General features: G+C 70.6%; 21 protein-coding genes and 2 tRNA genes. 9 read left to right on the top strand and 14 right to left on the bottom strand.

Annotated features, from left to right (window positions below; genetic code table 11):
- The 3 genes from ACFSNB_RS05730 to ACFSNB_RS05720 all read right to left on the bottom strand — a co-directional run.
- Nucleotides 1-126 (bottom strand): GTP-binding protein (locus tag ACFSNB_RS05730; protein ID WP_247871749.1); only part of this gene is annotated, 126 nt, incomplete at its 3' end.
- 77 nt (nt 127-203) lie between these two features.
- Nucleotides 204-277: transfer RNA gene (locus ACFSNB_RS05725), tRNA-Gly, on the bottom strand.
- Nucleotides 278-352: 75 nt separating this feature from the next.
- Nucleotides 353-438, bottom strand: a tRNA-Tyr gene (locus ACFSNB_RS05720).
- A gap of 113 nt (nt 439-551) precedes the next feature.
- On the opposite strand from ACFSNB_RS05720, the gene rlmB reads away from it, so the two are divergent.
- On the top strand, nt 552-1,367 hold the full coding sequence (gene rlmB, locus ACFSNB_RS05715) for a 23S rRNA (guanosine(2251)-2'-O)-methyltransferase RlmB (protein WP_377315076.1): 816 nt from the start codon (nt 552-554) through the stop codon (nt 1,365-1,367).
- Between the two features lie 172 nt (nt 1,368-1,539).
- Here rlmB and ACFSNB_RS05710 read toward each other — a convergent pair whose 3' ends face one another.
- Both ACFSNB_RS05710 and ACFSNB_RS05705 read right to left on the bottom strand, forming a co-directional pair.
- Nucleotides 1,540-2,481, bottom strand: coding sequence for a transglycosylase SLT domain-containing protein (locus ACFSNB_RS05710; RefSeq protein ID WP_377315075.1), 942 nt, complete (start codon nt 2,479-2,481; stop codon nt 1,540-1,542).
- A gap of 54 nt (nt 2,482-2,535) precedes the next feature.
- Nucleotides 2,536-3,048, bottom strand: a complete 513-nt coding sequence (locus ACFSNB_RS05705; protein ID WP_377315074.1) for a DUF192 domain-containing protein — start codon at nt 3,046-3,048, stop codon at nt 2,536-2,538.
- Nucleotides 3,049-3,520: 472 nt separating this feature from the next.
- Here ACFSNB_RS05705 and purQ point away from each other — a divergent pair, with 472 nt between their 5' ends.
- From purQ to ACFSNB_RS05690, 3 genes are all read left to right on the top strand, one after another.
- Nucleotides 3,521-4,210, top strand: coding sequence for a phosphoribosylformylglycinamidine synthase subunit PurQ (gene purQ, locus ACFSNB_RS05700; RefSeq protein ID WP_377315073.1), 690 nt, complete (start codon nt 3,521-3,523; stop codon nt 4,208-4,210).
- Entirely contained in the window at nt 4,207-6,408 is a 2,202-nt protein-coding gene (purL, locus tag ACFSNB_RS05695) for a phosphoribosylformylglycinamidine synthase subunit PurL (protein WP_377315072.1), read from the top strand. The genes purQ and purL overlap by 4 nt, the downstream gene beginning before the upstream one ends.
- Before the next feature lie 115 nt (nt 6,409-6,523).
- The gene (locus tag ACFSNB_RS05690; RefSeq protein WP_377315071.1) at nt 6,524-6,769 is read left to right on the top strand and encodes a BolA family protein; all 246 of its coding nucleotides are present in this window, start codon (nt 6,524-6,526) and stop codon (nt 6,767-6,769) included.
- Here the strand turns inward: ACFSNB_RS05690 and ACFSNB_RS05685 are convergent.
- The 3 genes from ACFSNB_RS05685 to ACFSNB_RS05675 all read right to left on the bottom strand — a co-directional run bounded on the left by ACFSNB_RS05685 (nt 6,744) and on the right by ACFSNB_RS05675 (nt 8,007).
- A complete protein-coding gene (locus ACFSNB_RS05685) occupies nt 6,744-7,418 on the bottom strand; it encodes an RluA family pseudouridine synthase (protein WP_377315077.1) in 675 nt (224 codons plus the stop codon). The two genes, ACFSNB_RS05690 and ACFSNB_RS05685, sit on opposite strands and share 26 nt — an antisense overlap.
- A 77-nt stretch (nt 7,419-7,495) precedes the next feature.
- Nucleotides 7,496-7,810, bottom strand: a complete 315-nt coding sequence (locus ACFSNB_RS05680) for a hypothetical protein (protein WP_377315070.1) — start codon at nt 7,808-7,810, stop codon at nt 7,496-7,498.
- Between the two features lie 11 nt (nt 7,811-7,821).
- The gene (locus ACFSNB_RS05675; protein ID WP_377315069.1) at nt 7,822-8,007 is read right to left on the bottom strand and encodes a hypothetical protein; all 186 of its coding nucleotides are present in this window, start codon (nt 8,005-8,007) and stop codon (nt 7,822-7,824) included.
- A 271-nt stretch (nt 8,008-8,278) separates the two neighbouring features.
- Between ACFSNB_RS05675 and guaB the strand changes: the two genes are divergently transcribed.
- The 3 genes from guaB to modD all read left to right on the top strand — a co-directional run bounded on the left by guaB (nt 8,279) and on the right by modD (nt 11,632).
- Complete coding sequence (gene guaB, locus ACFSNB_RS05670; RefSeq protein ID WP_377315068.1) at nt 8,279-9,739, top strand: IMP dehydrogenase; 1,461 nt, start codon at nt 8,279-8,281, stop codon at nt 9,737-9,739.
- 76 nt (nt 9,740-9,815) lie between these two features.
- Nucleotides 9,816-10,787, top strand: a complete 972-nt coding sequence (locus ACFSNB_RS05665) for an ATP-grasp domain-containing protein (RefSeq protein ID WP_377315067.1) — start codon at nt 9,816-9,818, stop codon at nt 10,785-10,787.
- Nucleotides 10,784-11,632: a ModD protein gene (gene modD / locus ACFSNB_RS05660; protein WP_377315066.1), complete on the top strand. Its 849-nt coding sequence runs from the start codon at nt 10,784-10,786 to the stop codon at nt 11,630-11,632. The genes ACFSNB_RS05665 and modD overlap by 4 nt, the downstream gene beginning before the upstream one ends.
- Nucleotides 11,633-11,752: 120 nt before the next feature.
- Here modD and ACFSNB_RS05655 read toward each other — a convergent pair whose 3' ends face one another.
- The 6 genes from ACFSNB_RS05655 to minC form a co-directional block, all read right to left on the bottom strand.
- Complete coding sequence (locus ACFSNB_RS05655) at nt 11,753-12,811, bottom strand: HD domain-containing phosphohydrolase (RefSeq protein WP_377315065.1); 1,059 nt, start codon at nt 12,809-12,811, stop codon at nt 11,753-11,755.
- 6 nt (nt 12,812-12,817) lie between these two features.
- Entirely contained in the window at nt 12,818-15,541 is a 2,724-nt protein-coding gene (locus tag ACFSNB_RS05650; RefSeq protein ID WP_377315064.1) for a hybrid sensor histidine kinase/response regulator, read from the bottom strand.
- A 210-nt stretch (nt 15,542-15,751) separates the two neighbouring features.
- The gene (locus ACFSNB_RS05645) at nt 15,752-17,434 is read right to left on the bottom strand and encodes a methyl-accepting chemotaxis protein (RefSeq protein WP_377315063.1); all 1,683 of its coding nucleotides are present in this window, start codon (nt 17,432-17,434) and stop codon (nt 15,752-15,754) included.
- A gap of 523 nt (nt 17,435-17,957) precedes the next feature.
- Nucleotides 17,958-18,227, bottom strand: coding sequence for a cell division topological specificity factor MinE (gene minE / locus ACFSNB_RS05640; RefSeq protein WP_377315062.1), 270 nt, complete (start codon nt 18,225-18,227; stop codon nt 17,958-17,960).
- Nucleotides 18,224-19,036, bottom strand: coding sequence for a septum site-determining protein MinD (minD, locus tag ACFSNB_RS05635; RefSeq protein ID WP_377315061.1), 813 nt, complete (start codon nt 19,034-19,036; stop codon nt 18,224-18,226). Before minD ends, minE begins: the two co-directional genes overlap by 4 nt.
- A gap of 22 nt (nt 19,037-19,058) precedes the next feature.
- Nucleotides 19,059-19,787, bottom strand: a complete 729-nt coding sequence (minC, locus tag ACFSNB_RS05630; protein ID WP_377315060.1) for a septum site-determining protein MinC — start codon at nt 19,785-19,787, stop codon at nt 19,059-19,061.
- Between the two features lie 233 nt (nt 19,788-20,020).
- On the opposite strand from minC, the gene ACFSNB_RS05625 reads away from it, so the two are divergent.
- Both ACFSNB_RS05625 and nifB read left to right on the top strand, forming a co-directional pair.
- Entirely contained in the window at nt 20,021-20,335 is a 315-nt protein-coding gene (locus tag ACFSNB_RS05625) for a hypothetical protein (RefSeq protein ID WP_377315059.1), read from the top strand.
- Nucleotides 20,336-20,565: 230 nt separating this feature from the next.
- Complete coding sequence (nifB, locus tag ACFSNB_RS05620) at nt 20,566-22,038, top strand: nitrogenase cofactor biosynthesis protein NifB (RefSeq protein WP_377315058.1); 1,473 nt, start codon at nt 20,566-20,568, stop codon at nt 22,036-22,038.
- Nucleotides 22,039-22,056: the final 18 nt, after the last annotated feature.

Below are 22,056 nucleotides of genomic sequence, written 5' to 3'. Positions count from 1 at the left end.
CGCCCCGCCCGACTCGGCCAGAACCTTGGTGATCGCCGCAGTCAACGAGGTCTTGCCATGGTCGACGTGACCGATGGTGCCGATGTTGCAATGCGGCTTATTGCGCTCGAATTTCGCCTTAGCCATTTTTCAACCCGTCTGATCGCGGCGGCTGCCGCATTGAACCAATGCCTGGACCCCGGTCGGGCCGCCTTCCACGCGGATGGAGCGGGTGAGGGGAATCGAACCCCCGTCATCAGCTTGGAAGGCTGTTGCTCTACCATTGAGCTACACCCGCCAATCCGCCCAGCGACCGCGCCATCCGGCGCCACCTCGAAAGCGCACCCCGCCTCCCGGATCGTCCGGAAGAAAGTGGTGGAGGGGGAAGGATTCGAACCTTCGTAGACTTCCGTCGGCAGATTTACAGTCTGCTGCCATTGACCGCTCGGCCACCCCTCCATCGTCTTCCCTGGCTAGGCCGGGGGCGACGGGAGCGCTGTACTATGAGAAATTGCCCATCCTTGTCAACACGAAAAACGCACCGTAAAACCTGGAACGGCAAGGAGCCCCCGATGAAACCGAGAAAAATCAATCAGAACGATCATCAGACCCAGCGCAACAATGCCGAATCGGCGCGAAGCGAGGGACGCACTCGCCGCGAGCCCCGATCGGGCGGTGGCGGCGGCACGGTCTGGCTGTATGGCACCCACGCGGTGCTGGCGGCGCTGGCCAACCCCGAGCGGCGGGTGCGGCGGCTGGTCGCCACCGCCGAGGCGGCGCGGTCGCTGCCCGCCGGCGGACCGGCGGTCGAGACCCTGGCCCGGCCCGAGATCGACCGGCTGCTGCCGGCCGGGGCGGTGCATCAGGGCGTCGCCGCCCAGGTCGAGCCGTTGCCCGGCTGGGGGATCGAGGATATCGGCCGCGCCGCCGGGGCCAACGCGGTGGTGGTGGTGCTCGATCAGGTGACCGACCCGCACAATGTCGGCGCCATCCTGCGCTCGGCGGCGGCGTTCGGCGCGCTGGCGGTGGTGGTGCCCGACCGCCACGCCCCCGAGGAAACCGGCACCCTGGCCAAATCGGCCTCGGGCGCGCTGGAACGGATGCCGCTGGTGCGGGTGACCAACCTCGCCCGCGCGCTGGAGATCCTCAAGGGGGATGGGTTCTGGATCGCCGGCCTCGCCGCCGACGGCCCGGTCACCCTGGCCGCCGCCAAACTGACCGGCAAGATCGCCCTGGTGCTGGGGGCCGAGGGCGAGGGCCTGCGCCGGCTGACCCGCACCCATTGCGACCATCTGGTCCGGCTGCCGATCTCCGGCGCGGTGGAGAGCCTCAACGTCTCCAACGCCGCCGCGATCGCCCTCTACGAACTGGCCCGCGACGCCGGCTGAGCCCCTTCGCGGGCTCTGCCCGCCCCCGCCAAGGGCCGCAAGGCCCTTGGAACCCTTTCCTGGCCCTTCGCGCGGCCAACGCCAGCGCCCAAGCTGACAGGCCGCTCCGCGCCCGACCATCAATGGGTTCCAAGGGCCTTGCGGCCCTTGGCGGGTGCGGGCGGAGCCCGCCTCAGGCGTTGGGATCCGGCCGCAGGGCGGAGGAGATCATCCCCTTGAGACTGGACAGGCTGAGCCGGGGCGGAATCGCGGCGCGGAAGCCGTTGGCCTCGCCCGGGATCGGCGGCGCGGCGGTGGTGGCGGCGCGGGCGATCAGCGGCGGCGCGGCCTCGGCCACCTCGCTGGCTTCGGACAGCGGGGCCGGCACCTCGGTGGTGAGGCCGACCGCCGGGGCCGGCTCGGCCAGGGCGAGCTGCTGCGCCACCTCGGCATCGGGACGCGGCTCGGGCCGCAGGCTGGCCAGATCGGATTGGGAACTGGCGCGTTCGAACCGGGCCTGGACCGACTGGTAGAGCCCGGCGATGGTGTGGGCGGTCTGGTTCTCGCGGTCCTGGAACAGTTCGGGATTGGCCTTGGCCGCCTGGGGCAGGATGCCCCCGGCCAGTTCCTGCGGACGTTCCTCCAGCCCGCGCAGCATCCGCACCGCCCCCCCGGCGCCGAGCAGGTGGGCGAGATGAAGATCCTTGGCGGTGACGCTGCGGCCGAGCCGGCGTTCGAGGATGCGGGCGTTGTCGCCGGCATATTCCGCCGCCATCATCGCCGACAGGCCGGGATTGTGGCGCAGGTCGAGCACCGCCTTCTTCAGCGCCTTGTCGGTGATGTCGAGCCGGCCGTTGGCGGCGCGGGTGATCGCCGCCGCCTGCTCGCCCAGGCCATGCTTGGCGCCGTGGCGGCGGATCATCTCGAGCCAGGTCTGGCTGGTGAACTGGAACAGGCCCGAGGCGGTCGAGCGGCTGTTGAGCGCCTGCGGGTCGAGCCCGCTTTCGCGGGTGGCCTGGGCCAACAGATACTCGAACGGCACACCGGTGGCGCTGGCGGCCTCGCGAATGCCGGATAGGACCCCCCCCGCCCCGGCGACGGGGGCGGAAGCGGTGGCTGCGGTTGGAGTCTGCATCGGCGGGCGCCCCTCGGTTCCTGCTGCGACTTAAACGAACGTAGCAGAAAAAAGTTACCGAAAACTCATCGGCGCGGCGGCGAAAATGGGATGCTCGACCCGATCGCCCGGACGCAGCCCCAGCCGCCGCGCGCTGCCGCCGGCCAGCTCCATCACCGCCCGCACCGGCAAGGCCGGGCCGCGCGGCTCAAGTGAGTGCGGCGGGGCGTTCTCCTCAATGTAGCGGATCGTGCCGGTGGCGTCGATGAACAACATGTCGAGCGGAATCAAGGTGTTCTTCATCCACATCGCCACCATCCGCGGCGCGCCGAAATCGAACAGCATCCCGCCATCGGCGGCCAGGGCGGTGCGGAACATCAGCCCCTGTTCGAGCTGGGCCGGGCTGGTCGCCAGCTCGGCGTTGATCACCACCCGGCGGCCGTCGGCGGTCAGCAGCGCCACCGGGGCGCGCTCGAACCGCACCGTCGCCGGCTCGGCCGCCGCCGGCGCGGCCTCGGCCGGGCCGGCCAGCCCCAGCGCCACCAGCAGGGCCAGCCCCACCGCCCGAATCCATCCCCGTTGCGCCATCCTCGCTGCCCTCTCCGCTCCGCCAATTACGGGGCGTCATCGTCGCGCCGGGCCGGGGCGGAGGCAAGAGGGAGAATTTGCGTAAAATTTTATCAAGTTTCTATTCAAATAATGACCAATAACGTCGCCAGAAACGCCCGAACATCTGCTCTATTTTCTGTTGCCGTTTTTTAACGACTTTGATTATGATCTGTGACAGGTGTATCGGATGCGTGTTGAACGAAGGTCCGCACCGCCGCCGGAGAAGCCGTCCCGGGGGATCCCCGCCCATCCCCAACCCCCCGCGACGGTGGCGGAGCCGCTGCCCGCGGCGCCATCCGCCCCTCTCCCGGCCGACAAGAGGAGGGCGCCGTCCTGCCCGGACGGCGCCCTCTTCGCGTCTCCCCCGCCCTTCCCTGTTCAAGCGTCTGGAAACCCGGGCGCATCCGGGGTAAACCAGAGCCTCGATCCCACTTGCGCGAAGGCATCGCCCTTGAAAGCCGCGATCATCGTTTTCCCCGGCTCCAACTGCGACCGTGACGTCGCGGTGGCGCTGGAAGCCAGCCTGGGCCGCCGCCCGTTGATGGTGTGGCACCGTGACACCACCCTGCCCGACCTCGATCTGATCGTGGTGCCGGGCGGCTTCTCCTATGGCGATTACCTGCGCTGCGGCGCGATGGCGGCGCAATCGCCGGTGATGCGCGAGGTCAAGGCCCGCGCCGAGAAGGGCGTCCGCGTCCTCGGCATCTGCAACGGGTTCCAGATCCTGACCGAGACCGGGCTGCTGCCCGGCGCGCTGATGCGCAACCGCGACCTGCGCTTCATTTGTCGCGACGTCTGGCTGAAGGTCGAGACCGAACGGTCCGATTTCACCAACCGCTACGCCGCCGGTCAGGTGGTGCGGATGCCGATCGCCCATGCCGAGGGCAATTTCTTCGCCGACGACGCCACCCTGGCGGCGATCGAGGACCAGGGTCAGGTCGCCTTCCGCTATTGCGGCGCCGACGGCAGCGTCGATGACGCCAGCAATCCCAACGGCGCGCGCAACAACATCGCCGGCGTCTTCAATCCCGGCCGCACCGTGCTCGGCCTGATGCCGCATCCCGAGCGGCTGGCCGAGGACCTGCTCGGCGGGTCCGACGGCAAGACGATGTTCGAGTCCCTGGTGGAGGCCCTGTCGTGAGCGCGATCACCCCCGATCTCATCGCCCAGCACGGCCTGACCGCCGACGAATACGCCAAGGTGCTGGAAATCCTCGGCCGCGAGCCGAACCTGACCGAGTTGGGCATCTTCTCGGTGATGTGGTCCGAGCATTGCTCGTACAAATCCTCCAAGCGTTGGCTGAAGACCCTGCCGACCAAGGCGCCGTGGGTGATCAAGGGCCCGGGCGAGAACGCCGGCGTGATCGACATCGGCGACAATCAGGCGGTGGTCTTCAAGATGGAGAGCCACAACCACCCGAGCTTCATCGAGCCCTACCAGGGCGCGGCGACCGGGGTCGGCGGCATCCTGCGCGACGTGTTCACCATGGGCGCGCGGCCGATCGCCAACCTCAACGCCCTGCGCTTCGGCTCGCCCGACCATCCCAAGACCCGCCATCTGCTGGCCGGGGTGGTGTCGGGGATCGGCGGCTACGGCAATTGCGTCGGCGTCCCCACCGTCGGCGGCGAGGTCAATTTCCACCCCTCCTACAACGGCAACATCCTGGTCAACGCGATGACCGTGGGGCTGGCCGACAAGAACCGCATCTTCTATTCCGCCGCCGCCGGCATCGGCAATCCGGTGGTCTATGTCGGTTCGAAGACCGGCCGCGACGGCATCCACGGCGCCACCATGGCCAGCGCCGAGTTCGACGAGGCCTCGGCCGAGAAGCGCCCGACCGTCCAGGTCGGCGACCCCTTCACCGAAAAGCTGCTGATCGAGGCCTGCCTCGAACTGATGGCCACCGACGCCATCGTCGCGATCCAGGACATGGGTGCCGCCGGCCTGACCTCCTCCTCGTTCGAGATGGCCTCGAAGGGCGGGCTCGGCATCGACATGGACCTCGATCAGGTCCCGGTGCGCGAAACCGGCATGACCCCCTACGAGATCATGCTGTCGGAATCCCAGGAACGGATGCTGATGGTGATCAAGCCCGGCCGCGAGGAACTGGCCCGGGCGGTGTTCGACAAGTGGGAACTCGATTTCGCCATCATCGGCACCCTCACCAACACCGGGCGGATGGTGCTGCGCCATCACGGCGCGGTGGTGGCCGACCTGCCGATCGATCCGCTGGCCCTCGCCGCGCCGGATTACGACCGCCCCTGGCTGCCGCCGGTCAAGCCGGCCCCGCTCGACCCGCGCGACGTGCCCTCTTCCGTCAGCCCGGTCGATGCGCTGAAGACCCTGGTCGGCTGCCCCGACCTCGCCTCGCGCCGCTGGATCTGGGAACAGTATGACCACATGGTGATGGGCGACACCGTCCAGCGCCCCGGCGGCGACGCCGCGGTGGTCCGCGTCCACGGCTCCGGCAAGGGGCTGGCCCTGACCACCGACGTCACCCCGCGCTACGTGCTGGCCGATCCCTACGAGGGCGGGCGGCAGGCGGTGGCCGAGGCCTACCGCAACCTGTGCGCGGTCGGCGCTTTGCCGCTGGCGGTCACCGACAACCTCAATTTCGGCAACCCGGAAAAGCCCGAGATCATGGGCCAGATCGTCGAATCGATCCGGGGCATGGGGCAGGCCTGCCGCGAACTCGACTTCCCGGTCGTCTCCGGCAACGTCTCGCTCTACAACGAGACCCAGGGCGAGGGGATCCTGCCCACCCCGGCGATCGGCGGCGTCGGCCTGCTCGACGACGTCTCCCGCTCGGCCAGCGTCGCCTTCAAGGCGGCCGGCAACGCCATCGTCCTGGTCGGCGAGACCAAGGGCTGGCTCGGCGCCTCGCTCTATCTGCGCGAGATCTGCGGCCGCGAGGACGGGGCGCCGCCGCCGGTGGCGCTGCACCGCGAACGCCGTGCCGGCGAACTGGTCCGCCAGATGATCCATGACGGGCTGGTCCAGGCCTGCCACGACGTCTCCGACGGCGGGCTGCTGGTGGCGGTGGCGGAAATGGCGATGGCCTCGGCCGACTATGTCGGCGCCGCGCTTGAGGCGCCCTCGACCTTGCCGCTGCATGCCTGGTGCTTCGGCGAGGATCAGGGGCGCTACGTCATCGAGGTCCATGACCACGATCTGCCGACCGTGCTGGAAGAGGCGGTCGAGCATGACACCGCGGTCCGTGTCATCGGCCGCACCGGTGGGCACGTCATCAGCGTCGGCGGCCGCGCCATCGCGGTCGAGGAGCTGGCCAAGGCCCACGAATCCTGGCTGCCGGACTATATGGCCGGCGGGCAGGACTGACAGCGAACCCGGACGGGGAGAGGAAAAAAGGGAGGCGGGCTCTGCCCGCACCCGCCAGGAACCTGAGGTTCCTGGACCTCCCCGGAGGGGTCATCCCCCTGACAGGAGGTGAAGCATGCCGATGCCGGCCGCCGAGATCGAAGCCCTGATCCGGGCCGCCCTGCCCGAGGCCGAGGTCACCATCGAGGATCTGCGCGGGGATGGCGATCATTATGCCGCCCGGGTGGTGTCGCCCCGCTTCGCCGGTCTGTCGCCGGTACGGCGGCATCAGGCGGTTTATGCCGCCCTGGGCGACAGGATGGGCGGGGAGCTGCACGCGCTCGCCCTCAAGACCCTCACCCCCGAGGAAGCGGCTCGCTAAAGCCGCAGGCGGTCAGCAGGGGCGCCAGCGCGAGCGGGACCGGGGCTTCCACCGCGATCGGGGGATGGGCGGGCTGATAGGGCAGCGTCACCGAGCGGGCATGCAGCGCCAGCCGGTCGCCGGCCAAGGTGCCGGTGCCCCGGCCATAGATGCGGTCGCCCACCAGCGGATGGCCGATCGCGGCGCAATGGGCGCGGATCTGATGGGTGCGGCCGGTCAAGGGCCGGCATTCCAGCCAGGACAGGCGGCCGTCGCAGCCGAGCAGGCGCCAGCGGGTTGCCGCCTCCTGCCCGCCGCGCGGATCGATCTCCATCCGCCAGCCGAAGCTGGCGGCGCGTTTCTTCAGCCGCAGCTCGATCACCCCCTCCTCCTGGCGGGGACGGCCGATCACCACCGCCCAATAGACCTTGTCGGCCTGCCCCTGGGCGAAGATCTCGCCCAGCCGGGCCAGGGCGCGGCGATGGCGGCCGAGCACCAGACAACCCGAGGTGTCGCGGTCGAGGCGATGGGCCAGTTCAGGGGGATGGGCCATGCCGAACCGCAGGGCGTCGAGATGGCGGCCGAGATGGTCGTCGCCCGGCCGGCCGGCATGGACGGCGATCCCCGCCGGCTTGTCGAGCACCAGCACCGCCCCGTCGCGGTACAGCACCCGCGCCCGCAGCGCGTCCGGGCTGAGGAACGGGGCGTCGGGAACGGCGGCGGGGTCGGGCGCGGCGGGCGCCGGGGTCACGGTGCCGCCGGCTTGGGCCGGTCGGCGGCGGCCCGGTCGATCGGCTGATAGCCGAGCCCGACCATGCAGGCCTTCAGGCTGGAATCGGCGATGGCCTTGGCCTGCTGGCGGTCGTAATCGCGGAACGGACCGGAGGCGCTTTCCTCGCGCCAGCCGGAATCGCGTTCGGCCTGACGGCGGCAGGCGTAATAATCGTGGCGGGTCTGCTCGGGCGACACCGACGGATTGCGCCACGGCACCGAGGTCGCGCTACAGCCGGCGAGGGCCAGCCCGGCCAGCCCGAGCGCCAGCGGGAGGGGAGAAAAAAACAATCTGGTAAAGGTCATTCCGCTGCCTGTCGTCCGCGCCGGCTGGCCAGCCGGGCACGCAACTGGGTCACCAACAGTTCGACGGGGTTGTGGCAGACGCTGCACCACGCCACCGCCGTCCCGTCGCCATACACCATCACGCGATGCTCGCAGCTTTCCCCGCAATGGGGGCATTCGAGAACGGCGTTGAACAGTCTCATGCGCGCCCCCCGGGCGTATCGCCATGCCTGCCGGTGGCTCCGGCCTGCTCATCCCCGCTCCAACTTATACGATAGGATCGGGCCGGGCACAAGGCCGGGTCGCCCCGGGCCGCGCGCCAGGATCACCCCACCCCCGCGCCGGGAATCCTTGAGAGGCGGCGGCGATCGTGTATGATGGCGCGCCACACGGGTTTCCCTGCCGAATTTCGGCCCCGGGGGCGGTCGCGGGGATCGCCCGCCGGTCCGTTCCCTTTTTCCCCCCGGAGGTGGCATGATCATCAAGGAAGCGCTGACGTTCGACGATGTTCTGCTGGTACCGGCGGAGTCCGAGGTGCTGCCTGCCCAGGCCGACACCCGCACCGCGCTGACCGGCGCGATCGAACTCCGCATCCCGCTGCTGTCGGCGGCGATGGACACCGTCACCGAATCCCGCCTCGCCATCGCGCTGGCCCAGCATGGCGGCATCGGCGTGATCCACAAGAACCTGTCGATCGAGGCCCAGGCCGCCGAGGTCCGCAAGGTCAAGAAGTTCGAATCCGGCATGGTGGTCGATCCGCTGACCATCCATCCCGACCAGACCCTGGCCGAGGCGCTGGCGCTGATGGCCGACCACAAGATCTCCGGCATTCCGGTGGTCGAGCGCGGCAGCGGCAAGCTGGTCGGCATTCTCACCAACCGCGACGTCCGCTTCGCCTCCAACCCGGCCCAGCCGGTGCACGAGCTGATGACCCGCGAGCGGCTGATCACCGTGCGCGAAAGCGTCAGCAAGGACGAGGCCAAGCGCCTGCTGCACCAGAACCGGATCGAGAAGCTGCTGGTGGTCGATGCCGAATACCGCTGCATCGGCCTGATCACGGTGAAGGACATCGAGAAGGCCGAAACCCACCCCACCGCCGCCAAGGACAGCAAGGGCCGGCTGCGCGTCGCCGCCGCCACCGGGGTCGGCCCCGACGGCTTCGCCCGCGCCCAGGCCCTGGTCGAGGCCGGGGTGGACGTGGTGGTGGTCGATACCGCCCACGGCCATTCCAAGGGCGTGATCGACACCGTGCGGGCGATCAAGCAGGCGATGCCCGGCACCCAGGTGATCGGCGGCAACATCGCCACCCCGGCGGCGGCCCGCGCCCTGATCGAGGCCGGGGCCGACGCGGTCAAGGTCGGCATCGGCCCGGGCACGATCTGCACCACCCGGGTGGTGGCCGGCGTCGGCGTGCCGCAGCTGTCGGCGGTGATGGAGGTGGCCGAGGTCGCCCACGCCGCCGGGGTCAAGGTGATCGCCGACGGCGGCATCAAATATTCCGGCGACATCGCCAAGGCGATCGCCGCCGGGGCCGATTGCGTGATGATCGGCTCGCTGTTCGCCGGCACCGAGGAAAGCCCCGGCGACGTGTTCCTCTACCAGGGCCGCTCCTACAAATCCTATCGCGGCATGGGCTCGATCGGGGCGATGGCGCGTGGCTCGGCCGACCGCTATTTCCAGGCCGAGGTCAGCGACAAGCTGAAGCTGGTGCCGGAAGGGGTCGAGGGCCGGGTCGCCTACAAGGGTCCGGTCGGCACGGTGATCCACCAGTTGATCGGCGGCCTGCGCGCCGGCATGGGCTATACCGGCAACGCCACCATCGCCCAGATGCAGACCAACTGCACCTTCCGCCGCATCACCGCCTCCGGCCTGCGCGAGAGCCACGTCCACGACGTGTCGATCACCAAGGAAGCCCCCAACTACAAGAGCGAGTAGCCGCCCGCGCCCCCGCCGCCGCCCCGGCGCGCGGCGGGGGCCGGCCATCCGCTCGCCCCCCGGGGAGGAAGGGCCGATGCAGAACCAGTCCCGCATCCTGGTCGCGGTGCTGCGCGATTATTGCGCCCGGCGCGGCCTGACCCTGACGCCGCTGTGCGACGATTGGGCCTTCGTGCTGGAGGGTGGCGGCCGCCGTCACCTCGTGTTCGGCTACGATCTCGGCCTCAACCGCTCGACCGCGTTGCAGGTGGCCAACGACAAGGCCGCCACCCATCAGATCCTGACCCTGGCCGGCCTGCCCAGCGTCGAACATCTGCTGTTCCACGCCCCGGCGATGGCCGAATACATCCCGCTGCCGGGCAACTGGCGGCCGATGCTCGCTTATTTCCACCGCCACGGCGGCGACGTGGTGTGCAAGCCCAACACCGGCACCGGCGGGATCGGGGTGCAGCGGGTGCGCAGCGAGGCCGAACTGGAGGCGGCGGTGCATCCGCTGTTCGCCGCCGGCCGCAGCCTGTGCCTGTCGCCGTTCCTGGCGATCGAGCGCGAGGTGCGGGTGGTGGTGGTCGGCGGACGGGGCAAGCTGGCCTATGAGAAGAAACGCCCGGCCCTGACCGGCGACGGCGCCACCCCGCTGTTCGACCTGCTGCGGGCCGAGATTGCCCGCCAGCCCGCCGCCGCCCGCCTGCTGGAGCAGGAGGCGCTGTCCGGCCGGCTGGGCGGGCTCGACCGGGTGCCGGCCCGGGGCGAGACGGTGACGCTCGGCTGGAAGCACAACCTCGCCTGGGGCAACCGCCCCGAACTGCTCGACCCCGCCGCCGCCGCGCCGCTGCTGGCCCTGGCCGAGGCCGCCGCCGCCGCGATCGGGATCGAGGTCGCCTCGATCGATCTGGTCGAAACCGCCGACGGCCTCGCCGTGATCGAGATCAATGCCGGGCTGATGATGGAAAGCTTCGCCCGGGTGTCGCCCGCCTTCCATACCCGCGCCGCCGCCCTCTATGCCGAGGCGCTCGACCGGGTGTTCGCCCCCGCCGGAGAGCCGCGATGACCCTGTTCCCGCCCTTCCCCCTGTCCGATGCCGAGATCGAGCACTTCCTCGCCGAGGACGCCCCCTATGGCGACCTGACCAGCCGCAGCCTTGGCCTGGGCGCCCAACCCGGCCGGATGCGCTTCGCCGCGCGCGGCGCGATGGTCGCCTGCGCCAGCGAAGAGGCGGCGCGGCTGATCGAGCGCGCCGGCGGCCGGATCGAACGCCTGACCGCCAGCGGCACCGCCCTGACGCCCGGGGCCGAAATCCTCGCCGCCACCGGCCCCGCCGCCGCCTTGCTGATGGCCTGGAAGGTGGCGCAGACCCTGGTCGAGACCGCCTCGGGCATCGCCAGCGCCGCCGCCGCGATCGTCGCGGCCGCCCGGGCCGAACGGCCGGAGATCGTGGTCGCCTGCACCCGCAAGGCGATGCCCGGCACCCGCGCGGTGGCGGTCAAGGCGATCCTGGCCGGCGGGGCCACCCCGCACCGGCTCGGCCTGTCCGACAGCCTGCTGCTGTTCCCCGAGCACCGCGCCTTTTTCCCCGGCCAACCGCTGGCCGAGACGGTGGCGCGGCTGAAGGCGGCCTGCCCGGAACGCCGGGTGGTGGTCGAGGTCACCGACGCCGCCGCCGCGTTCGAGGCCGCCGCCGCCGGGGCCGAGGTGATCCAGCTCGAAAAATTCAGCCCCGAGGCGGTGGCCGAGGTGGCCGACGCCCTGGCCGGCCGGGTGACGATCGCCGCCGCCGGCGGAATCAACGCGGACAATGCCGCCGCCTACGCCCGCGCTGGCGCCGACGTGCTGGTCACCTCCGCCCCTTATTGGGCCAAACCCCGCGACGTCGCCGTCTCGATCGACCCGGCATAAAGCGGGCTACCGCCCGCACCCATTTGGGGAGCAGGGCTCCCCAAACCCCACCCTTTTTCATCGATAAAAACAAAGGGGGTCCGGGGCATCGCCCCGGCGGGTCGCGGGCAGCGCCCGCGCTCACGGCACCGAAGCGGCTTCCCGGGCATCGGAGAAGCGGTGATGGATCGCCAGCACCTCGGTCCAGGCGGCGAGCAAAGCGGTGGCGCAGCCGGGATCGAAATGGCGGCCGATCTCGTCCTTGACGAAGGCGTGGGCCCGTTCCAGCGACCAGGCCGGCTTGTAGGGCCGGGTGCTGGTGAGGGCGTCGAACACGTCGGCGACGGCGACGATGCGGCCGGGCAGCGGGATGGTTTCCCCGGCGAGGCCGGCGGGATAGCCGGTGCCGTCATAGCGTTCGTGATGGGTCAGGGCGATCTCGGCGCCGAGCTGGATCAGGCGGGAGGAACTGCCGTCGAGGATGGCGTGGCCGATCAGGGGATGGCGGCGCATCACCACCAGTTCCGCATCGGTCAGCCGGCCGGGCTTCAGCAGGATCTCGTCGGGGGTGCCGAGCTTGCCGACATCATGCATCGGCGCCGCCTTGAAGATCAGCTCGCATTCCTCCTCGGGCAGGCCGAGGCCGGTGGCGATCAGGCGGGAATAATGGGCCATGCGCTGGATGTGCTCGCCGGTTTCCGGGTCGCGGAATTCGGCCGCCTTGGCCAGCCGCAGCACCAGTTCCTCCTCGCGGGCCAGCACGGCGCGGGTGGCCTGGCGCACCGCCTCGGCCAGCCAGCGGTTCTGGTCGCGCAGGCGCAGATGGCTGCGCCTGAGCGCCAGCAGGTTGGTGACCCGCACCTGCATCTCGCTGGGATCGACCGGCTTGGCGAGGAAATCGGTGACGCCGAGTTCCAGCGCGGTCTGCCGCACCGAGCGTTCGGTGGTGGCGGTGATCATGATGATCGGCACGTCGCGCGAACCCGGCAGGGCGCGCACCCGCTCGACATATTGATGGCCGTTGAGGCCGGGCATGACGTAATCGACCAGGATCAGGTCGGGCAGCGCCCGCTCGGCCGCCTCCAGCGCCTGCTGGGGATCGGAATAGCAGGTGACCTCGATCTCCTCCGCCACGCGCCGGACGATCTGTTCGAACAGCATCAGATTGGAGACGGTGTCGTCGATGATGTGAACCTGCATGCTGCCTCACCCCTGCCCGACCGGCGGCGGCGCGTCGGGCGCGCCGCCGTCTCTTGTTGCGTCAGATCCCTCGGCGCTGGCCGAGCCATGCCGGGCGGTGACCCGCAGCGCCGCGGCGAGAGCGGCCCCGGCCGGCGCCAGCCCGCCGCCATCGCGCCCGGCCTGTTCGAGCCGCCCGGCCGCCTCGGCCAGCCGGACGAAGCCGAGATTGGCCGCCGCCCCCTTCAGCGAATGGGCCAGGGTGGCGACCAGCACGGCGTCGCCGGCCGCCACCGCCCGGGCGATCTCCTCGCCACGCGCGGCGAGGCCGGCATGGAAGACGCGGAACAGCCGCCCGACCGATTCGGGGCCGAGGGCGCGGACCAGTTCGCCCTGCACCGCCTCGTCGGCCACCGGCGGCAGCAGGACCGGATCGACCGGCGGCGAGGCGGCCGGCGGCGGCTCCCCCGCCGTCAGCCGGCCGGCCCAGCGGTCGAGCAACTGCGACAGGCGGTGGCGGTCGATCGGCTTGGCGAGATAATCGTTCATCCCGGCGGCGAGGCAGGCGGCGCGGTCGCCGGCGGTGGCGTTGGCGGTCATCGCGATGATCACCACCTCCGCCCGGGCCCCGGGCAGGGTGCGGATCCGCCGGGTGGCGGCCAACCCGTCGAAGCGGGGCATCTGCATGTCCATCAGCACCAGATCATAGTCGCCCTGGCGCACCCGCTCGACCGCCTCGGCCCCATCGTCGGCGACGTCGGCGCGGTGGCCAAGCTTGGCGAGCAGGCCGACCGCCACCTGCTGGTTGATCGCGTTGTCCTCGGCCACCAGCACCTTGAGCGGCCGCGTCGGCGGCGGCGGGAGCGGCTCGGGCCGGGTGGCGGCGGCAGCGCCGCCCCGGCCGAACATCGCCGCCAGCGCGTCGCGCAGGGCGGCCCGCCGCACCGGCTTGGCCAGCACCCGGTCGAGCCGCAGCGCCCGGGCCAGATCCTGGACCTCGGCGAGATCACCGGACGAAACCAGCAGGATCGGCAGCGTGGTGGTGGCCGGATCGGCCCGCAGCACCGCCGCGAGGTCGAGCCCGGTCATCCCCGGCATCAGATGGTCGAGAATCAGGCCGTCGAACGGCCGCCCCTGCCCCGGCGCGGCGCGGATCGCGGCCAGCCCGGCGGCGGCGGCGGCGGCCTCGGCCACCTCGATGCCCCAGCCGGCGAGCTGCCGGGCGAGGATCTCGCGGCTGGCGGGATGGTCGTCGATCACCAGCAGGCGCAGCCCCGCCAGCGGCGCGGCCGGCCCCGGCGGCGGCGCCTCGCCCGCCGCCGGGGCCACCCGTTCGAGCGGCACGGTGAACCAGAAGGTGCTGCCCTCCCCCTCGGTGCTGTCGAAGCCGATCTGGCCGCCCATCAGGTCGAGCAGCCGCCGGCAGATCGCCAGCCCGAGGCCGCTGCCGCCATAGCGCCGCGCCATCGAGGCGTCGGCCTGGGAAAACATGCCGAACAGCCGGGCGTGGGCGGTGGCGGGAATGCCGATGCCGGTGTCGCGCACCGTCACCCGCAGCCGGGGCCGCTCCGCCGCCGCCGGGTCGAAGCCGGCCTCGATCGCCACCGCGCCGTGATCGGTGAACTTGATCGCGTTGCTGGCGAGGTTGAGCAGGATCTGGCGCAGCCGGCCGGGATCGCCGCGATAGAGCCCGTCGGTTTCCGCCCCGACCCGGCAGGTCAGTTCCAGCCCCTTGACCCGCACCCGGGGCACCAGGATGTCGACCACCCCCTCGATCAGCGGGGCGATCTCGAACGGACTGTGTTCAAGGTCGAGCCGCCCGGCCTCCATCTTCGAGAAATCGAGGATGTCGTTGAGCAGCCCGAGCAGCGCCTCGGCCGAGGCGCGCGCGGTGGCGGCGAAATGGTGCTGCTCGGGGGTGAGGTCGGTGTCGAGCAGCAGGCTGGTCATGCCGATGATGCCGTTCATCGGGGTGCGGATCTCGTGGCTGATCGTCGCCAGGAACTCGTTCTTGGCCTGGCTGGCGGCCTCGGCCCGCTCGACCGCCTCGGCCATCGCCTTTTCCATGTGCTTGCGGGCGGTGACGTCGGTGCGGATGGCGACGAACTGGCGGGGACGCCCCGCTTCGTCGAGGCTGGGGACGATGGTCGCCGCCAGCCAGGACAGCGAGCCGTCCTTGGCCCGGTTGCACAATTCGCCGTGCCAGACATGGCCGGCGGTGATGGTGCGCCAGATCCCGGCATAGAATTCGGGCGGATGCAGCCCCGATTTGACGATGCGGTGGTTGCGCCCGATCAGCTCCTCGGGGCGGTAGCCGCTGATTTCGCAGAATTTCCGGTTGGCATAGACGATCACGCCGTCGGCGTCGGTGATGCTGACGATGGCATGCTGGTCGAGGGCGAATTTCTGCTGTTCCAGCTCGCGGCGCACCGCGTTGAACGCCCGCACCAGCCGGGCGATCTCGCCGCTGACGTCCTCGAGCCCCAGCGCGGCGGTGGCGGGGGCCTGCTGGCCGTTGGCGGCGAGGATCTCGCCGACGCTGCGGTTAAGCAGGGCGACGGCCCCGGCCCGGTCGTGCTCCCCGGCGCGATAGCGGGCCTCGACGGCGTCGAGCAGGGCCGGCAGCCCGGCGACAAGGGGAACGAGCGGCGCCGGCAGCGCGGCGGGATCGAGAGCGGCCAGCGCGTCGAGCATCGACGCCGGGTCGGAGCCGAACGCCTCGGCCAACTGCCGCGCCAGCTCGGGATGCATCAGCAGCGGCCTCCGCCGCCGGATGGCATCGGATCCGCCCCGCTGTGGCGAGCGTCCATCCCCGCTTCTCCGTGCTGCGGCGCAACCGGGCCGCGCCCATGACGATCGGCCGCCATTATCGGCCGAGAGTCGCGTCGCGGTAAAGACCGGAGCGACCGGCGGCGGCGGGGCCCCCTCCCGCGATGGGGGGCAACGCCCCCCGCGCCGGGATCACAGCGCCTGGATTCCGCCGAGGAAATCCTCGATCGCCACCCGCAGGGTCTGGGCGCCCCGGCTCAGCCGCTCCGACGACTGGCGCACGTCCGAGGCGCCGGCGCCGTTGCGGCCGGCGGCGGCCTGGATGCCGGTGATGTTGGCCGACACCTCGCCGGTGCCGACCGCCGCCTGCTCGATGTTGCGGGCGATCTCGCGGGTGGCGGTGTTCTGCTCCTCGACCGCGGCGGCGATCTGGGCCGAGACATGCTCCATGCCGCGAATCGAGGACACCACCTCGGCCAGGGCCCGCACCACCTCCTCGGTCTGGGTCTGCACCGCCGCCACCTGCCGGGTGATGTCCTCGGTGGCGCGGGCGGTCTGGTTGGCGAGGTTCTTGACCTCGCCCGCCACCACCGCGAACCCCTTGCCGGCCTCGCCCGCCCGCGCCGCCTCGATCGTGGCGTTCAAGGCCAAGAGGTTGGTCTGGCTGGCGATGTCGGTGATCAGCTGCACCACCGCGGTGATCGCCCCGGCCGCCTGCGACAGCGCGGCGACGGTGGTGCCGGCCCGGTCGGCGGCGCGCACCGCCTGGGACGAGGATTCGATCGACTGGGTCACCTGCCGGGAGATCTCGGCGATCGAACTCGACAGTTCCTCGGCGGCGGCGGCGACGGTCTCGACGTTGGTGGCGGCCTCGCGGGCGGCGGCGGCGACGGTCTGGGCCCGGCTGCCGGTCTCGGTGGCGTCGCGTTCCAGCGAGGTCGAGGTCTGGCCCATCGCGTCGGAGGCCACCGCGACCTCGCCCAGGGTCGAATTGGCGGTGCGGTCGAACACGGCGACCATCTCGTTCATCCGCTCGGCCCGGCGCAGCTTGGCCTCGGCCTCGGCCTTGGCCGCCGCCTCGAGCGCGCGGTTGGCGGCCAGCCGATCGCGCAGCACCACCAGGGCGGCGGCGACCTCGCCCAGTTCGTCGCGCCGCCCCGCCCCGACGATGGCGCGGTCAAGCCGGCCCTCGGCCAGCGCCTCGACCGCGCCGACGCAGCCCTGGAGCGGTTCGACCACCCCCTTGCGGGCGAGGAAGCCGCTGATCAGCACCGCCAGCACCAGCGCCAGCGCCGAACCGCCGAGCAGCAGCTTGATGCGCTGGCTCGCCAGCGCGTCGGCCTCGGCGGTGACGGCGGCGAGGCGCTCCTCCTCCAGCTTGAACAGGGCGCGCACCGATTCGCGGCCGGCGGCGGCGGCGATGGCGGCGGCCCGGACCTGCTGGTGCAGAATCGCCATGTCGTCGGCGCGCCCCGCCTGGAACGCGGCGGCGATCGCCTGCTCGAACGCCTGCTCGCGCGTGGCGACCTCCTCGACCATCGCCCGGCGGCGGGGATGGGCGGCGGCATCGCGCCGCACCACCGCCAGCCGTTGCTGGAACAGCTCGCGTTCGGCCGCCACCTTGGCCTCGCCGTCGGACAAGGCGGCGGGGGTGGGCTCGATCAGCGCCACCGCCATCGCCGCGTTCATCGCCTGGATGTTGGTGTTGAGGCGGGAGGCCAGCAGCGCCGCCTGCCCGCTTTCCGTCACCGCATCCATCTTGCCGTCGAGGCTGGCAAAGGATTCGATCGAGACCGCCGCCACCCCGAGCATGGCAAACCCGAGCAGACCGACGATGACCAGGATTTTGTGAAAGACCCGCAGGTTCTCCAGCATGTCCCTCTCCTTGGCGTGTTCGCCATGGCCATCGCGCCCGGCTCCACACTCACAACCAAAAGGATCAGTCAAGATGGACTAGGGTAAATCCACTATGGTCTTAGCGGACATCCCTTTTGGTATAAACCAAGCGGGGGCGACAGTTCAACAGCGACATCTCGCCCGAAAATTGCCGATGGCGGCGCAACATTACAAAAGGCTCACCCGACAGACATCGCGCGGTAATCCAGCGGCGGCAATGATCCCCCCAGCAAGATCGGTCGCCGGTTCCCCCGACCCGGCAGACCCCTCGCGTCCCGCCCGGGCGGCCCTCCCCGCCCGGCTTCGACCGACGATGCGGCCTCACCCCCCGGAGCGCACGCATCCCCCGTCCTCCGGCGTGTCCACCCCGCGCCGGGCGACAAAGGAGAACCCCCGCGCCATCCCCTCGGCGCGGGGGTTTTTCGTTGGTCGGTTCGATGTGTGGGTTTCGCGGCGGCTTTTCGCCGCGACGCCGCCCGAAGGCGGCGCCCCTCGGCGGGGGTCAGGCGCGGCGGGCGTCGCCCGGCGCGGGCAGTTCGATGTTGACCTCAAGCACCGACAGATGCTGCTCGCGTTCGAGCCGGACCTGGACGCGATCCTCCTCGACCGAGACGTATTTGCGGATCACCTCGATCAGCTCGCGCTGCAACTGGGGCAGGAAATCGGCGCCCGACAGCCCGGCCCGCTCGTGGGCGAGCAGGATTTGCAGGCGTTCCCGGGCGGCTTCGGCGGTCCGCTTGGGCCGCCGGGTAAACAGACCGAGCACACTCATGCGCTCCTCCCCAGCAGACGGTCGATCAGGCCGCGCTTGGTGCCGCGCGGCACGGTGACCGGAATGTCGTCGCCCAGCATCCGCCCCACCGCCTCGGCATAGGCGCGGCCGGCATTGGACTTCTCGTCGAGGATCACCGGGGTGCCGATGTTGGAGGCCTGGAGCACCGACGGGCATTCCGGCACGATGCCGATCAGCGGCACCGCCAGGATGTCCTGGACGTCCTCGACCTTCAGCATCTCGCCCTTCTCGACCCGTTCGGCGTCGTAGCGGGTCAGCAGCAGGCGCTGCGGCAGGCTGCCGCCCTCCTCGGCGACGCGCGACTTGCTGGCGAGCAGGCCGATCATCCGGTCGGCGTCGCGCACCGAGGACACCTCGGGGTTGGACACCACGATCGCCTCGTCGGCGAAATACATCGCGAGATAGGCGCCGCGCTCGATCCCGGCCGGGCTGTCGCAGACGATGTAGTCGAAATCCTGCCGCAGCTCGGCCACCACCCGCTCGACCCCGTCCTGGGTCAGGGCGTCCTTGTCGCGGGTCTGCGAGGTCGGCAGCACGAACAGATTGTCGAGCCGCTTGTCCTTGATCAGGGCCTGATTGAGCTTGGCGTCGCCGTTGATGACGTTGATGAAGTCGTACACCACCCGGCGCTCGCAGCCCATGATCAGGTCGAGATTGCGCAGGCCGACGTCGAAATCGATCACGACGGTCTTGTGCCCGCGCAGGGCCAGCCCGGCCGACAGCGCCGCCGCCGTGGTGGTCTTGCCGACACCGCCCTTGCCCGAGGTGATGACGATGACTTTTGCCAAAGGATTTCCCCTCTAAAGACGGTTACAGCCCCTGCTGCACCATGGCCTCGCCGTCGAACCAGACCTGGGCGGGCTTGCCGAGCAGAGCCGGCTCCAATTGTTCGTTGACCATGTAAAGGCCGGCCACCGCGACCAGCTCGGCCTCCAGCGCCCGGCAGAAGATCCGCGCCCCCTTGTCGCCGCTCATCCCGGCCAGGGCGCGGCCGCGCAGCGGACCATAGACATGGATGTGGCCGTCGGCCAGCAGCTCGGCGCCGTGGCTGACCGGGCCGAGCACGATCAGGTCGCCCTTGTGGGCATAGACCTGACGGCCGGACCGCACCGGCTCGGCGATGATCCGGGTGCCGCCGCTGGCGGCCTTGGCCGGTTCCTTGCTGATCGGCTGGGCCTCGGTGGTGCGGCCGGTGGGAAAGGACGGCAGTCCGGCCGCCACCGCCGCGCGCTCCCACGCCGCGTTGGCGCGCTGGACCCCGACCGGGTTGATGCCGAGTTCGGCCAGCCGGGCGCAGAACGCGGCCAGATCGACCGGCGGCCGCACCCCGGTGCCGGACAGGTCGAGCACGATCGGCGCATTACGGTAAAAACCCGGGGCCAGCGACAGCATCGTCGCCAGCCTGGGAAAGAAATCCGGATCATCCGGATTGACCAGTTTCAAGGTCAACAGGGTCAGGGAGGCGGCCCGGAGCTGAAACGGCGCCGCGTCCTCGGTGATGCTACTGGCCTGACGCGCGCTCTGCTCGTTGTTGCTCATCTCTGTTCCTTGCCCTGGAGCCGGACCATGCCGCAGCGCGGCGGCAGGGTCAAGAATCGGCTGCCGGCCAACGCCACTTTCGGTATTTTTTTCGTCGCGGTCTGCGATCCGGTACGCAAAAGCCGCCCGGTATCGCCCCCCGCGCCGTTCAAGCCATGCGCACCCGCAGCCGCGGGAGCGAATCTATCGGTTTTCGACACTTCGTAGAAGAGCGAGTTCGAAAGGAAGAAACCATGTCAGATTCCGATTTCTCCTCCTCCTCGTCGCCGGCGACGATGACCTCCCTCGGGGCCCAGATCCTCTACCCGATCATGGTCAACGGCTATCTGTGCAACAACGCGGCCGAGGTCCAGACCGCGCGCAACGGGGAAAACCCCGCCGCCCTGGCCGGCTCGGGCGTTGCCGCCGCCGCCGGCGGGATCACCGCGCCCGCCGCCGCCCCCACCCAGACCGCGCACGCCGTCCAGGCCGCGTCGGCCAGCAGCAACGGCAGCCAGACCTCGAACCAATCCCACAATCCTCACGGCAGCACCGACCTGTTCGCCTGAGGCCGGTTCGTCCGGGTTCCCGCCGCCCGGGGCGCGACCGCGTCCCGGGCGGCGTCTTTTTTCGCCCCGCCCTGCGGCCCGGGAATGTCGCATCCGCGACGGATTGTACCGTCTTGTCGGGGACGCGACAGGCGCCCCCAACCGCCCAATCCAGCATTTCCGCGCCTTTTGGCAGTTGGCACGCCCCTTGCTGATATCCCGGCGTTCGAGCCCTGACGAGGAGGCCGCCGGTGTCTGGTAACGTGATCCCCCTGAGCAGCATTGCCCGGTCCCTGCCGGTTCCCCCCGCCGGGGGCTGTTCCTCCTCGTCCTGCCGGACTCCGGCCGGCCAGGGCGACGTGCCCGACGCGGTGTGGGACCGGATCAAGGACCATCCCTGCTTCAGCGAGGAGGCCCACCATTACTTCGCCCGCATGCATGTGGCGGTGGCGCCGGCCTGCAACATCCAGTGCAATTACTGCAACCGCAAATATGATTGCGCCAACGAATCCCGCCCCGGCGTCACCAGCGAGCGGCTGACCCCCGAGCAGGCGGCGCGCAAGGTGCTGGCGGTGGCGGCGCGGATCCCGCAATTGTCGGTGCTGGGGATCGCCGGGCCGGGCGACGCGCTGTTCGACTGGCGCCGCACCTTCGAGACCTTCCGTCTGGTCGGCGAAAAGCTGCCCGACCTCAAGTTCTGCGTCTCGACCAACGGCCTTGCCTTGCCCGACCATGTCGACGAGCTGGCGCGCCACAACATCGACCACGTCACCATCACCATCAACGCGATCGATCCCGAGATCGCCGCCGGGATCTACCCCTGGATCTATTTCAAGGGCAAGCGCCACACCGGGATCGAGGCGGCGCGGATCCTGCTCGACCGCCAGATGGAGGGGCTGGAGCGCCTGACCGCCAAGGGGGTGCTGGTCAAGGTCAATTCGGTGCTGATCCCCGGCCTCAACGACGCCCATCTGGTCGCGGTCAATCAGGCGATCAAGGCGCGCGGCGCCTTCCTCCACAACGTGATGCCGCTGATCTCCGACCCGGCCCACGGCACCCGCTTCGGCCTCGACGGCGTGCGCGGGCCGACCCCGGCCGAGGTCAAGGCGGTGCAGGACAGCCTGGGCGGCGGCGCCCATCTGATGCGCCACTGTCGCCAGTGCCGCGCCGACGCGGTCGGCATGCTGGGCGAAGACCTGTCGGCCGAATTCACCCTCGACAAGCTCCCCGAGGCGCCGGTGGTCGATCCCGAGCCGCGCCGGGTCTATCGCGAGGTGGTCGAGCGCGAGCGCGCCGACCATGCCCGCGCGGTGGCCAGCGCCAGCGCCGGCCTCGCCCGCGCCGCGACGCCCCAGGCCCCGGCCAGACTGGTGGCGGTCTGCACCAAGGGCGGCGGCCGGATCAACCAGCATTTCGGCCATGCCCGCGAGTTCCACGTCTATGCGGTCGATGCCGGCGGGGTCCGCTTCAGCGGCGTGCGCAAGGCCGGCACCTATTGCCAGGGAGGTGAGGGCGACGATGAAAAAATGCCGGCGATCCTGGCCGCGCTCGACGGGATCGACACGGTGTTCGTCGCCAAGATCGGGCGCTGTCCCCGCCAGGATTTGGCCCAGGCCGGAATTGAAGCGATCGACAGCCACCCATTCGAGTATATAGAGAGCGCGGTGGCGGCGTGGTACGCCGAACGCTTCGGCGGCCGGGACCAATCCGCCAGCATCGCCTGAACCATCTAGACGATTAAG

The organism is Phaeospirillum tilakii (assembly GCF_042683125.1).
Lineage (GTDB): Bacteria > Pseudomonadota > Alphaproteobacteria > Rhodospirillales > Magnetospirillaceae > Phaeospirillum > Phaeospirillum tilakii.
Note: the sequence above shows the minus strand (reverse complement) of the source record. Positions and strands in the feature narration are given on the sequence as shown.